This window comes from Candidatus Jordarchaeum sp. (assembly GCF_052745115.1).
The window spans coordinates 1-14,346 of record NZ_JBRAKS010000070.1 but is presented as its reverse complement, the minus strand read 5'-3'; the positions used below and the strand labels follow the sequence as shown (position 1 = coordinate 14,346).

Annotated in this window: 9 protein-coding genes; 5 read left to right on the top strand and 4 right to left on the bottom strand. The window is 43.1% G+C overall.

The window, feature by feature from the left end; all coding sequences use genetic code 11:
* Positions 1-52: 52 nt before the first annotated feature.
* Positions 53-1,168 (bottom strand): LLM class flavin-dependent oxidoreductase, encoded by a 1,116-nt coding sequence (locus tag ACUVXA_RS06965; protein ID WP_445870523.1) that lies wholly within the window; start codon positions 1,166-1,168, stop codon positions 53-55.
* 159 nt (positions 1,169-1,327) lie between these two features.
* On the opposite strand from ACUVXA_RS06965, the gene ACUVXA_RS06960 reads away from it, so the two are divergent.
* On the top strand, positions 1,328-2,704 hold the full coding sequence (locus ACUVXA_RS06960; RefSeq protein ID WP_445870522.1) for an alpha-L-fucosidase: 1,377 nt from the start codon (positions 1,328-1,330) through the stop codon (positions 2,702-2,704).
* Positions 2,705-2,741: 37 nt separating this feature from the next.
* Here the strand turns inward: ACUVXA_RS06960 and ACUVXA_RS06955 are convergent, their stop codons facing one another.
* On the bottom strand, positions 2,742-4,244 hold the full coding sequence (locus ACUVXA_RS06955; protein ID WP_445870521.1) for an L-fucose/L-arabinose isomerase family protein: 1,503 nt from the start codon (positions 4,242-4,244) through the stop codon (positions 2,742-2,744).
* A 317-nt stretch (positions 4,245-4,561) separates the two neighbouring features.
* Here ACUVXA_RS06955 and ACUVXA_RS06950 point away from each other — a divergent pair, with 317 nt between their 5' ends.
* The 3 genes from ACUVXA_RS06950 to ACUVXA_RS06940 all read left to right on the top strand — a co-directional run bounded on the left by ACUVXA_RS06950 (position 4,562) and on the right by ACUVXA_RS06940 (position 11,242).
* The gene (locus tag ACUVXA_RS06950; RefSeq protein ID WP_445870520.1) at positions 4,562-7,246 is read left to right on the top strand and encodes a cation-translocating P-type ATPase; all 2,685 of its coding nucleotides are present in this window, start codon (positions 4,562-4,564) and stop codon (positions 7,244-7,246) included.
* Between the two features lie 663 nt (positions 7,247-7,909).
* Positions 7,910-10,594, top strand: a complete 2,685-nt coding sequence (locus ACUVXA_RS06945; protein ID WP_445870519.1) for a cation-translocating P-type ATPase — start codon at positions 7,910-7,912, stop codon at positions 10,592-10,594.
* 216 nt (positions 10,595-10,810) lie between these two features.
* Positions 10,811-11,242 (top strand): universal stress protein, encoded by a 432-nt coding sequence (locus ACUVXA_RS06940; RefSeq protein WP_445870518.1) that lies wholly within the window; start codon positions 10,811-10,813, stop codon positions 11,240-11,242.
* Positions 11,243-11,336: 94 nt separating this feature from the next.
* On the opposite strand, the gene ACUVXA_RS06935 is transcribed toward ACUVXA_RS06940, so the two are convergent.
* Entirely contained in the window at positions 11,337-12,572 is a 1,236-nt protein-coding gene (locus ACUVXA_RS06935) for a lactate racemase domain-containing protein (RefSeq protein WP_445870524.1), read from the bottom strand.
* A gap of 99 nt (positions 12,573-12,671) precedes the next feature.
* On the opposite strand from ACUVXA_RS06935, the gene ACUVXA_RS06930 reads away from it, so the two are divergent.
* Complete coding sequence (locus ACUVXA_RS06930; RefSeq protein WP_445870517.1) at positions 12,672-13,055, top strand: hypothetical protein; 384 nt, start codon at positions 12,672-12,674, stop codon at positions 13,053-13,055.
* 174 nt (positions 13,056-13,229) lie between these two features.
* Here the strand turns inward: ACUVXA_RS06930 and ACUVXA_RS06925 are convergent, their stop codons facing one another.
* On the bottom strand, positions 13,230-14,123 hold the full coding sequence (locus ACUVXA_RS06925; protein WP_445870516.1) for an alpha/beta fold hydrolase: 894 nt from the start codon (positions 14,121-14,123) through the stop codon (positions 13,230-13,232).
* Between the last annotated feature and the right edge of the window lie 223 nt (positions 14,124-14,346).

The following is a 14,346-nucleotide window of genomic DNA, read 5'->3' as shown; positions in this document are numbered from 1 at the left end:
AACCGAACACCATTTAGGCGGTGTCCTAAATGGGTAAGTTTCGGACAACGGTTTATTGGGATTCTTTAAAGTATTTCATTACTTGTCCCAGACAGCGGTAAGAGCTGCTTACCTTGGTTGGATCTCCGAAATAGGTTTCGTTCCACACACCGATGTGTTCCATTCCCAACTTAACGTATCCATCTATTTTTTCGATAACTTCCTCGGGTGTACCCCACATGTAAGCCTCTTGCACCACTTCTATGGGCACTTTTTCAATCGCCTCAAGTGCTTGTTTTTTAGTTAGTCTTGAGGGGACAAAGTCGGTTAAGCCATAAAACTTCTCTCCGAGTGGATGTTCGTACCCATACTTTTCAAATATTGCAGAGGGAGTTGTGAGGGCTCGCGCCTTAATTATAGGTGCTTGCATACACCTTATGCACTCATCATGGCTTTCATCGATGATTAGACTAGTGTAGAGTCCTTTTGTGATTTTATTGTAGTCTCTTCCTGATTTTTTCGCGTTTTCTTTAATAATCTGCAGTCTATTCTTATAATTGTCATAGTCAATCATGAATGGAAACCAGCCGTCAGCGTATTTGCCCACCAGCTCAGCCATTCTCGGCCCCGCTCCGCCGATCCATATCGGGGGTCTGTCTTTCAGTGGAGGTAGCTCAAAAACAGCGTCACGCAGTTTCCAGAATTTTCCATCATAGTTCAGGAGCTCATCTCTTTCCGAGTTCCAGCAGAGTCGTATAATCTGTAAAGCCTCCTCAAGCCTGCTTACGATCCTAGTGTAATCTAAGCCAAAGGGTTCACAGTTCTCCTTTTCTCCCGCTCCTATTCCCAGTATCACTCTGCCATTAGTAATATGCTCTAGAGTAGCATAGCTCTGAGCAAGCATTGCAGGATGATGTCTAATAGGCTCGGTCACAGCGGAACCAATGAGGATTTTACTCGTAGTTGAGGCGGCTAACGCTATTGATAGGGTTGTTTCAAAGAACACATGGGGACTGAACTGTGCAAATGCGCCAACAATATCCGGAGTCCAAATGCTCTGAGGATACCATCCCATAAGATGATCCGGGAACCATATAGAGTCGTATCCTCTCTCCTCCAGTCTCTTAGCCTGCTCCGGAATACGCTCGATAGGAGGAAACGTGGGTCCTACAGTACCAAACTTCAACATATACCGATACCTCCATTCTAAATTAAAATATCTCCTCTAACGACAATTCTTTTACTAGTTAAATTTACCGCATCCTCAAGTAAACATTTATCTTTCTCCTACTTTTAAAAAATCTTATTAGGGTGAAAGTAACCAAACTAATTTATTGAGGGTAAGGCTATGAGATATAAACCAAATCTTCAGTCTCTAAAAAGGCATAAGGTTCCCGACTGGTTTCACGACGCCAAGCTGGGCATCTTTATCCACTGGGGCCTATACTCAGTTCCGGGTTGGGCACCTACCACAGGAAAATTCCAAGAAGTGGTGGCAAAAGAAGGCTGGGAAAGCTGGTTTACCAAAAATCCCTACGCTGAATGGTATCCCAACTCCATCCGGATAAAAGACAGTCCCTCCCAGCAGTACCACATTAAAACCTACGGAGAAAACTTTTCCTATGATAATTTTGTCCCAATGTTTAATGAAGCAGTTAAGAACTGGGATCCAAACGAGTGGGCTGATCTATTTCAGAAAGTTGGTGCACGTTACGTAGTTCTCGGAACCAAACATCATGACGGCTTCCTGCTATGGCCCAGTAAAATCCAGAATTTAAAAAAGAAAAACTACTGTGCCGAGCGCGATCTAGTAGGGGAGTTAACTCAGGCCGTAAGGGCTCGGGGAATGAAAATGGGGCTATACTATTCGGGTGGACTAGACTATACTTTCAATGATACTGTGATTCGAAATTTTGAGAGCCTGCTTACCGCTATTCCCCAGACTCCAGAATATTTGGAATATGCCAACAGTCACTGGTATGAACTAATAGATCGCTATAAGCCTTCAGTCCTTTGGGACGATATAGGGTATCCCGCAGCAGCTAATCTTAATGAATTATTCGCTTACTACTATAACAAGGTACCAGACGGCGTGATAAATGACCGTTTTGCCCTGCTTAGTCCCCCGGGCAGTGTACACTTTGACTTTAGAACACCGGAATACGCTTCATTCGACCAAATCTGGACTGAGAAATGGGAGTGCACCCGTGGACTCGGATACTCCTTCGGCTACAACCGCAATGAAGGACTAGAACACATTATTCCGTTAAAAGAACTGGTCTGCTCTTTCGTGGACATCGTTAGCAAAAATGGTAACCTCCTGCTGGGTGTTGGACCCATGGCTGACGGAACCATACCGGAACTGCAACTGAGGCGCTTGATTGAGCTGGGGCGATGGCTTGATATTAATGGAGAAGCCGTATTCGATACACGACCCTGGGTCAAAGCTGAGGGAATTACCGATGAAGGGATTGCGGTAAGGTTTACACACAAACAAGAATCACTATACATTTTCCTACTCGATAGACCGAAGCAAAATCAAGTTACGATAAGGTCGCTTCAGGCAGAAAAGGATGCTACTATTCACTTCCTGGGAGAAATTGAGGCTTTAAACTGGAAAAAGAAGGGTGAGGACTTGGTAATCACCCTGCCAAAGGATTTGAAGGAATCTCCTGCCTATGCCCTAAGAATAACACCAAAATCTAAGATTCATCCTGAAGATTAAATATCGTTTAAGCAGTTTTTCAAATTTTTTAGTGGTTTTAAATTTGTGATATACGCTCCCAGATTGGTGGAATTCGTTTCTGTGATTCAGGCCCGAGAACTATGGGTTCAACTCCCGCAATTTCACACAGGTAAATCAATGAACGAATACAATTACCGGCAACTCCCAAAATATGGTTGCTCGGGAAGACGCTTAAGAACTCATCAAAGCTGCAATGAAGCTTGGCGTGAACATGTGGCCACGTGGGATCAGTCTGCTGGTTCAACGCTTTCCGCTCCTCTGGTGAAAGTTCAAGAGCCTCACCCAACACCATAACCATGTAAAGTTTATCATTCCACAAACCCAGCCGAGCAAAAGTTATCTCACCCGCAGCAGCGTCAAACTCCACCGAAGCCCCACCCGCCTTAAAGTAATACTCCATAGCTGGGTGAAAAGTCACCTTCTTAAAATTCTCCTTAGGATCCATACTCTGTGAGGCATACCAGCTGGCGTGATTTCCAGAATTGCAAAAGTCCCACAAGTCTCTGTCCGGGTGATATAATCGCACATCCATAAATAGTACCGGAAGTCCCCCACTAATGTATTTTAGGAGCTGCATGGTAACCGCAGCCAATGAGTCCGCCTCAGTGGCACAGACTGTAGGCTCCTTGGAACCATTCCAATCATAAGGATCATTCATAAGCATCTCGGGCACGTCCCCTAGGCAAACGTATTCTGTTAGTTCGCGCTGCCCCTTCAACCCACAGTAGTCAAATCCCTTCTCCTCGTTAACCATACTCATAGCCAAGTAAAGGCGTATCTGCGTCTTTAAAGTTTCCGGCGTCAACATTTTCCCGTCATACCTTATACGGTTTCCCAAAAGTCCTTCAAACCATTTTAACCCCTTTTCCACTTCCTTATCATCCACTTCCTTCATTTTTTCCACGAGCCACAATTGGTCAATCTGGCGAACCGTCGTACCAAAAGTCTTCACTATTGGGACCAGGTGGAAAAATCCTGTTTCCATGCCCATACTGTGGCCGCCGTACATTCCATAAACTTCGTTCTGAATGGTGGTGTATGCCTGAGATGCTCGAATCCAGTCGAATACTTGTGCCCGTATTTCGGGGTCATCCATGTCGCCTACAATGCGATGGGTTCTAAATCCCGCTTGGCGCAGAGCTCCGTCCGTTGCAAGCAGTCCCACGTTTCCCGGAAATTTGCCACTATTGTTTGAAAGGCAGAGTATGGGCTTGTCTCTGCCTACACTGTTTACGAAGGGCCACACAAAGAATGGGAAATTCCAAACATAGTAGCAGAGAATAATCTGTTTACAGTTTGCCCTTGAGAGCTCCTCTCCCACTTTTTGGGCGACTCGGACAGAGGTTACAATTTCGGATCCGGTAACCACTTCTAGCGATGTTTCGTCAAGGTTTTTCACGCCTTTCCGAATTATTTCCGCCCACCTTTGAACGACTTCCATGCATTCGGAATTATTTTGCTTGTAAACATGTTTCCTCTCATCGTTAAACATTACAATACCGATGGGTGTAGTTCGCATAAAAATCACCTTATCACTCCTTATATCCTAGAAATAAAATAAATTTTAGTAGGATATTTGTGTTTCTGAAGAGAAGCTACAAACTGTCTAATTTGGCACTATACGCCTCGGTAGTGGAACTGCCAGAATGGTCTCCTCAATTCACTAACAGAGGACATTGCACGTGCCCTATATTTCTGAGAAAAATTTATAATACTCATATCTGCTTCTTCCATAAATAATACAGGTCCATCCTGCCAGCCTCACAAATCGTCAAAAGATTAACTGGGTAAAAATAGGAGGGCATAAAAATTATCGAGATCAAGAACTGGCACAGTATGCCTATAGAAGAGGTCACCAAACTTTTAGAAACCAGTTCTAAGGGTTTGACCAAGGAGGAAGTCCTAAGACGGCGGGAAATATACGGACCAAACAAAATCGAGGAAGTAAAGAAACTATCTGCTCCCAGACTTTTTCTCAGACAGTTCCAGAACGCTCTAAACTACATTCTAGCTCTGGCTGCAGCAATCTCAATCATTGGAGACCACATCATAGACGCCATAGTAATCATAATTATAATCTTCATAAACGCCACTCTAGGTTTTGTTCAGGAATACCGCTCCGAGAAGGCCCTTGAAGCTCTCAAACAGTTTGCAGCACCCAAAACCACCGTGATAAGAGATAACAGGGAAAGAAAAGTCAACACCGAGGACCTCGTCCCAGGAGACATAGTGGTTCTCACCACCGGAGATATTGTGCCCGCAGACATGCGCCTCCTCACTTTGGCAAGGCTACGTGCGGAGCAAGCCATACTTACAGGCGAACCAGGCTCCGAAGAAAAACTCACCGGGGAGCTACCCGAAGACACCCCTCTGGTAGACCGGCGAAACATGGCCTACTCTGGAACTACCATCACCGGGGGCCGAGGCTCCGGAATCGTGGTAGCTATCGGTATGAACACCGAAATGGGGAAGATCGCCCAGGAAATTTCGGAGGCTGGTGAAGAAAAAACCCCCCTCCAGAAGAGAATAACGAATCTAGCCGTTTACCTCGCAATCCTCGCCGTAATACTTGCAACCGGCTTGGGACTCTTAGCATTTTTAAAAGGTATCGCTATATACGATGCTCTCATGTTTGCACTAGCCGCATCAATATCTGCCATTCCCGAAGGGCTCATCGCGGTTATCACCTTAGTTCTGGTGGTCGGGGTCAGGACAATGGCTAAGAGAAACGCCATCATCCGCAAACTACAAGCTGTGGAGACTTTGGGCTCCGCGACAGTGATATGCACCGACAAGACCGGGACACTAACCAAAAACGAAATGATGGCACGTGCCTTATATCTAAACGGCGAAATTATAGAAATCACTGGTGAGGGGTACGCACCTGTAGGAGACTTCCGGAAAGATGGTGCCGTAATAAATCCCAAGGAGCACCCCCACCTCCAACTTTTTCTGAGAGCCATGGCCCTGTGCAACGACGCTCACCTAGTTTCGGAGGATGGTCGGCACTCTATCTTCGGCGACCCCACCGAGGGAGCACTCGTGGTGGCCGCAGCCAAGGGAGGAATCGACAAGGAGAAGGAAGAAAAAGAAACTCCCCGCGTAGACGAGATCCCCTTTGAATCTGAAAGGGCCTGTATGGCCACTGTGCACCAGCTTACAGACCAGGAAAGGTACATCTACGTCAAGGGAGCCCCGGAACGAATGGTTCAACTTTGTAACGAGATCTACATCAACGGCGAATTTGTGGAGTTAACCGATGAACTGCGAAATCAAGTGTTGGAGGCAGGCCACGAACTGGCAGCCACGGGTTACCGGGTTCTGGGAGGAGCCTACAGGGTTGTGGAGGATTCAAAATACCGCTTAGTCCCCGATGAGTGTGGCGAAGACCTAGTTTTCTTGGGATTGGTGGGAATAGTTGACCCTCCCCGGAAGGAGGTCATAGAAGCGGTTGCAAAGTGTAAAAGCGCCGGAATCAGAGTGGTTATGATCACCGGAGATCACAGAGAGACCGCGAGGGCTATTGCTGAAGAAGTTGGGATAATAACTAAGAAAGAACTGATTCTAGAGGGGAGAGAACTAGACAAAATTTCCGATGAACAATTCGAAAAAATAGTGGAGTCCGTTAGAGTTTTTGCCCGAACCGAGCCCCGCCACAAGCTCCGAATCGTCAAGGCATTAAAAGCTAGGGGTCAAATAGTAGCCATGACCGGAGACGGGGTTAACGATGCGCCTGCCCTGAAGGAAGCAGATGTTGGCATTGCTATGAGCATAACCGGGACTCAGATTACCAAGGAAACTTCGGACATGGTTTTGACTGATGACAATTTCGCCTCCATTGTGGCGGCGGTTGAGGAGGGGCGAACAACTTTCGATAACCTGAGAAAAGTGGTTACCTACCTTTTAACAACCAACATTGCGGAGATGATGGTATTATTCTCTGCTCTTGTGTTGGGTTTCCCTCTGCCCTTCCTACCTTTGCAGATTCTGTGGATTAATCTGGTTACCGATGGGATTTGCGATAAGACTTTGGCGGTTGAGCCAAGGGATCGGGATGTTCTTAAAGAGCCTCCTCGACCCCCTAAGGAGAGGATTGTTACTAGGGGTGTGGTATATCTGCTGATATTCCTAGCTACGATTATGGCTATTGGAACGTTGTTTGTCTACCATTTTTCTATTCAGTCCTTGGGCCCATGGGTGTTTATTTATGGTTACAAAGAGCCCCGATCCATGACTTTCTTTACAATTATTTTCTTCCAGCTTTTCAATGCTTTGAACGCGAGGTCCCGTGAGTATTCCGTATTTAAGATTGGATTTTTCTCAAACAAGTACTTGATTATAGGACTGGTCATTTCATTTGTATTGAACATCTCCATCGGTTACATTCCGTTTTTCCAGGACCTCTTTCAAATTATGCCATTGCCTCTCCATGGCTGGTTCGTCGTATTTCTGGTCAGTAGCAGCGCTCTAATATTAGAAGAGATAAGAAAAGCAGTGGCTCCCAAGCTATTCAGTAGATAATGTTGATGACTGTTCCTGAAAATCAGGCGAATGAGATTACCCTAAGGAATACTAAACATTTTTTCTGTACGTATTTGATACTTGAAAACCGTTCCGCAAAAATGTTCCTCCCTTTTTTGAAGGAACGCTTTTTATTTTTTTCTTCGACGAAGAGTGTTCATCGAAAAAGCCAAAATATACTCTTTTTCGCAGTTTGGGGTCAGATTATCCGTTTTTGATTACAACTATTAAATATGTAATTTTTTTCTTTTTTGCTATGTAGTTCAATGAGAGACAAATATTACAAAAGTGCGATTTTTAGCTCTATCATAAAAAATACGTCATAATGCTACCATAAACAAAACACTCAAAAATCGGCTTCCTATTCTTCTTGCACGACCCGTTTTGAGTCTATGATTTGTTTTTCTGATTTATCATTTTCAGCCATCCTTACACTTTTTAAAATGTACTAGGTGTTATACAGAATTTATTGTTACGGGGAGCAATTTTTTAGAGTTTCAAAGATACTGTTTAATTAATGTTCATTAGAAAAATTTAAAGTTCTTTTTTTCTTTTGTAAAATTAGTTTAAACATTGTTTTGTTACGAATTCCACTAAGTCACGATTTATGCTGGTTATGTAAAGGAGGGTTTTCTAATAATCGAGATTAAGAACTGGCACAGTATGCCCACAGAGGAGGTTATGAAGCTTCTGGAAACTAGCCCTAGTGGCTTGAATGAAGAAGAGATTCTCAAACGACAGAAAATATATGGGCCAAACAAGATTGAGGAAATAAGAAAACTCTCTCCCATTCGACTATTTTTTAAACAGTTTCAGAACGCTTTAAACTACATTCTGATTCTGGCTGCAATAATCTCACTGGTAGGAGAGAGCATCCTTGATGCCGTAGTGATAATTATTATAATATTTATCAACGCTATTCTCGGATTCATCCAAGAATACCGCTCAGAGCAGGCGCTAGAGGCCCTCAAGGAATTATCTGCACCAAAAACCGTCGTGATGAGAGCGGGTAAAGAGAGAAAAGTCAACACCGATGAACTTGTCCCCGGAGATATAGTAATCCTAGCCACCGGAGACAGAGTTCCTGCAGATATTCGGCTTTTTGCCTCGGTGAGGATGCGAGTGGAAGAATCTATACTTACCGGAGAACCGGGTTCTGAAGAGAAAATAACTGCGGAGCTACCTGAAGACACTCCATTGGTGGATCGGATAAACATGGTTTATTCTGGAACCAGTATAACTGGTGGAAGAGGCTCCGGAGTAGTGGTCGCCAACGGTATGTATACCGAAATTGGTAAAATTGCCAGAGAAATCTCGGAAGCTGGTGTGGAAAAAACTCCGCTACAGAAAAGAATATCGAGCTTAGCCATTTATCTTGCGATCCTAGCCATAATATTAGCGTCAAGCCAAGCGATTTTAGCTTTCCTAAGAGGCTTACCCCTCTACGATGTTCTCTTATTCGCGTTAGCCTCAGCGATTTCCAGCATTCCTGAAGGACTCTTAGCCGTGATAACCATAGTCCTAGTCATCGGAGTTAGAATAATGGCAAAAAGAAACGCCATTATCCGCAACCTACAGGCTGTGGAAACTCTGGGCTCCGCAACTGTAATATGTACCGATAAAACTGGTACCCTCACCAAAAACGAGATGACGGTGCGCGCCCTATACCTAAACGGTGAATTAATAGAAGTAACTGGAGAAGGATACACACCCATAGGCAACTTCAAAAAGAACGGGGCAATAATAGAACCGCAGGAAAACCAACATCTACAACTCCTCCTAAAAGCAATGGCACTATGCAACGATGCCTACCTAGTCTCAGAAAACGGCCGATACTCCATTTTCGGAGACCCCACTGAAGGAGCACTAGTGGTGGCAGCAGCTAAAGGGGGAATCGACAAGGAAAAGGAAGAGAGGCAAACCCCCCGCATAGACGAGATCCCCTTTGAATCCGAACTAGCTTGCATGACCACCGTACATGATTTTGCAGAGAAAGAAAAGCATGTTTACGCCAAGGGTTCCCCAGAAAGAATAATCAGCCTCTGTAACGAAATCTACATCAATAACAAAGCAATTGAGATAACAGATAAACTCCGAAAACAAGTCTTGGACGTAAGCTACGAATTAGCCGCCAAAGGCTACCGCGTTTTAGGAATCTCCTACCGCGTAGTGGGAAGCGCAACCTATCGCCTAGCCCGAGAAGACTGCGGGAAAGACCTAATATTTCTAGGATTAGTAGCAATGGTCGACCCTCCAAGAAAAGAAGCCATAGAAGCGGTAGCAAAATGCAAAAAAGCCGGAATCAAAGTAGTAATGATTACCGGAGACCACCGTGAAACTGCAAGAGCCATAGCCCAAGAAATGGGAATAATGACCGAAAAAGACATCATCCTAGAAGGAAGAGAACTAGACAACATCCCAGAAGAAGAATTCCAAAAAATTGTAGAATCGGTAAAAGTCTACGCCCGAACCGAGCCCCGCCACAAGCTCCGAATCGTAAAAGCCCTTAAAAATCGAGGACACATCGTAGCTATGGGTGGTGACGGCGTTAATGATGCTCCTGCTTTGAAGGAGGCGAATATTGGTATCGCCATGGGTATAAGTGGTACTCAGATTGCGAAAGAGACTTCGGACATGGTTTTGGCGGATGATAATTTTGCCTCTATTGTGGGGGCTGTTGAGGAGGGTCGGACTACTTTTCTTAATCTTAGAAGAGTGGTTTTATACCTTTTAGCTACTAATATAGCGGAGGATATTGTACTGTTTTCTACTCTTCTTCTGGGTTTTCCTCTACCTTTTTTACCTCTTCAGATTTTATGGATTAACTTGGTGACTGATGGGATTTGTGATAAGACTTTAGCGGTTGAACCTCGATATAGGGATGTTCTTAAGGATCCTCCCAGACCTCCTAAGGAGAGAATTGTTTCTCGGGGTGTGCTTTATCAGATAGCCTTTCTGGCTTCAATTATGGCTATTGGGACAGTGTTTGTCTACTATCTGGGGATTCAATCGCTGGGACCATTAATTATTTTTGAGGGTTATGAAATTCCCAGAACAATGACTTTCTATACTATTATTTTTTTCCAGCTTTTCAACGCGTTAAATGTTAGGTCTCGAGAATATTCCCTGTTTAAAATTGGGATTACTTCAAACAAGTACCTCGCTATTGGTTTGATTTTTTCCTTTATTTTGAATATCTCTATTGTTTATGTTCCGTTTTTCCAGCAGCTTTTTGAAATTACACCGTTGCCTCTAGGTGGCTGGTTAATAGTGCTTCTGGTCAGTAGTAGTGCTCTGATAATAGAAGAAATTAGAAAAGCTCTTGCACCAAAACTATTCAGTAAATAAGATTTAATACCGCTTACAAAAATATCTACTAATACAAACAGAACTAACAATAATTTATAAGAGAATCTCTTTTGAATAGTGTTTTAATATTATTTTTTCAAACATTTTTTCAGTTTATTTAATTTGTGTTTTGTTAGAGAACTTTTTTACGCTAAAATTTAAAAAGGTGGTGGTAGAAAGTTCCTAAGTAAATTTATTGATATGTGAGGTGATGTCATGTATAGCCGAATATTGGTGGCTACTGATGGGTCCGAATATTCTGATAAGGCTGTTCAACATGCCATAGATCTTGCTAAAAGTTTTGGCGCTGAACTTATCGTAATAAGTGTGGTTAACATGGAGTCTGTGGCTTGCATTGAGGAGCCTACTAGTGATATTTATTGTCAGATTCAAGAGAAGCTTGAAAAACGGGCAAATGATATCCTCGATGGTGTTGAGAAAAAGGCGACTCGAGAAAATTTACTGGTTAAGAAGATAGTTCAAACGGGTGACACAGCAGCGGTTACGGTGGAACTAGCAAAAAGAGAGGGAGCGGACCTAATAGTTGTGGGAACCAGAGGACTTCTCGGTGTTAAAAGAGTAACGCTGGGAAGCAGTGCTGAAAAAATTGTGAGATGGGCGGAGATACCAGTTCTGGTGGTACGCTGAATACCCTTTTTATTCTCCTTAAAAATTCCTTATTGTTAAAAATTCTTTTAATAATTTAAAAATTAATGAGAACCTATTTTTTCACCTTTTCCTTTTATGTGAGTAGGATACTAGTGGGAAATATGCCTGCTCTCGGTGATGGGCCGCAAATTTTCTCAAGGTCTTGAACCATTTTTTTAAAATCCTTGTGGAAAATCGTTCTTTTTGGGTAGTAATGGAAAATATCCGCCTTACTGAGATTTGGGGAAAATATACCAAATGGATTGTCTGACAGGGCCTGGAACAAGAGATGCTCACCCCAATTTTGATACAGCCGGCCCCCGGTTTCTCCAATTAAGGAGTGATATCCCCGTCCTTCCGTAGCCGCTGTCATAAAAATAATAGCTGCCCCACGCTTGAATAGTTCATGGGCACTGAAAAATATTGGGAATCCCTTTACCGTTTGCGAGAGTTCAGTGTCCTCAGGATAAAGATTGAAAAATCCAACGTCCAGTCGTTCATCAGGAGACAATTTCGGTAACTCCGTGTGATAAACTCTTTTTGCCAGCTCAGCAGCTTTCCTGTGTGCCTGAATATAGTGCCCTGCAAAAATCCCCGCGATTCCCCGCTTCATCGTAGAAACCAGATTTATACTAAAATCGAGTCCCACCCTAACGCAAACATCTTCAATGTCTTTCCTTAGCTCCGTGATAAATCCTAAGCCTACTCCTATTCCTTTGACGGCGGCTTGATGATTTGCCTCAAGCGTCTGAATGCCGCAAACTCCGGGCAGTATTATTTTTGCTCCACCGCCAAATCCTGCGAGCGGATGGGGAATAACTGTTCCTACTGCAATCTTCACGTCTGCCTCGTGGTAGGTTTTATTTAGATAGATGGGTGTTCCCATATTCGAATTTCCTAAAAACACTAAATTCTCGTATGGGTGGTGGTTTTCGATGTTAACGCTGTCCACCACTTTCTCTCCCACCTTTTTTATGAAGTCTTCCCTGGTCATGGGCCGGTGTGCGCCCAGAGCTGCTATTAGTGTGATATTCTCATTGGATATACCTGCCTCATTTAACTCCTTCAAAACCAATTCACAAATGGGTCCTGCCCTCATAGGCCGGGAAATGTCCTCTACCACTATCACCGCGTTTTTCTTCCCCCGAGCAATTTCTTGTATAGGGGGTGCGCCAATCGGGTTTTTTAACGCAGTTTCTAATTCTACCAAATTAGTAATCTCTTTTGCGTCTTGCATACTAAATTCTCGAACGTTCCAAGTGTCTGGAAATTCGAGAACATACTCCTCTTTTCCATACCATGCACTCCAAGGAATCGTAAAGGATTTCACCAACTCCTCTCACGTCCTTCATTACAGCTAACCAAAAATTTCCAACAAATTAACTTTATTAAAACTCTAATTTATTTTAAATTATGGAGGATTTAGTCAATGGTAGATTACGAAACAGCTACATACGTTACAGGCATTATAGGAGGCATTCTAACAATTGCTGACGCTCTTACTGGCATTTGGATACCCGCATATATAACTTCTTTTATGTCATTGATACCCTTTGCCAGCCTCTTCAGCGGCCTTATTTTTAGTTTTGATGCTATTATTACCGCCCTAATTCCTATTGCGTTAGGTTTCATTTCTTTTATCGGATGTAGCTTCCTAAGTAATGGAAAAAGCAGAAGAGCTGCAGCAATCTTTCTCATAATCGGGATCATACTACTAACTCTTTCTGTCTTAGCACTATGGATACCTCTTGCTGGAAGCCTCTTTGGTGGGGTAGCCCTTATATTTGCGGGAATTATGGCATATAGGCTTTAACCAAAAAGCTAGAAAAATCTTCTCTAATTCTTTTTATTAAGCCTGAAAAGCATATTTTCCGTAAGCCTTGCCATCAAAAAAAAGAAAGAATTGGAAATAGCTACTACCACTTTAAAGATTCATTCTTGATTTTACGCCAGATAATATTTATTACTTTGCCCCCTACTCAAGCCACTATGGATTCTTTCGTAGAAATTCTTGAATGAATTTAACTATTTTATCTGGGGCGTCCTCCTGAAGGAAATGACTCGCTTCTGGTAACTCGTGGACTTCTGTTCCTGGGTATACTTTGCGCCACAGTTCCACAGTTTTTTTTGGAAAAACGGGATCTTGTAGTCCCCAAATAATTATCTTAGGTTTATCATTCAAAATATTTAATTTATTAATAATGCTTTGCATGGTATTTGCGCTGGGATGATTTTTGCCCACTGGAATATCGCGCGGAAAGGCTTTTGCGCCGATGGTGGACGCTGCATCGGGAAATGGAGCCGTGTAAGCCCGAATCATGGTGTCGGTAACTTTGGTATCTTTACCCACACCACCTCTCTCAAGTAATATGGGTAGTGTTTTTCGGAGATTTTCAAAAAATCCGTCGTAAGTTCCACTTTCCTCCATATTGCTTACCCAAGTACGAGTACCTTCAGGTGCAACCCCTAACCAAGTATTCATTATGACCATTCTTTTAATTCTCCCCGGATGGTTGACAGCGAAACCAAACATGATCGGTCCACCCCAGTCCTGCCCCACCAAAGTTATCTCTTTGAGGTCCAGCTCGAGAAGAAGCTTGGTTAAGTTATCTATGTGTTGAGCCAGATTGTAAGGCTTGTCCTGTGGCACATCACTTTTACCGAATCCCATGTGGTCCGGTACAATTACCCGGTTTGTTTCAGACAGTGGCGGGATGAATTTGCGGTATAGGTAGCCCCAAGTGGGTTCTCCGTGTAAACAGACTATGGGCTTCCCCTCGCCCTCATCAACATAGTGCATTCGAAAACCGTTAATCATTTTGAAATGGGGGTCAAAAGGAAATGTCCCATCAAATGTTTCATTCAAAATATCTTCTCTCAAAATTTTTCACCTTAAAACATTTTGAATCCTAAAAAGTTTAATCGATATAAATTTTTTCGATTTTTTTCAGTTTAGATTAGCTGATTATCTCGTTTAATCTCCCGAATGTTGGTTTCTCAATTTCGTATATTTGCAAGATTTTTTACCTTTTTCCGCTAATATTTTTGTTATTTTCTCTTTATCCGTTTTTATTTAGATTTTACTTATATTAGTGAATTTGTTT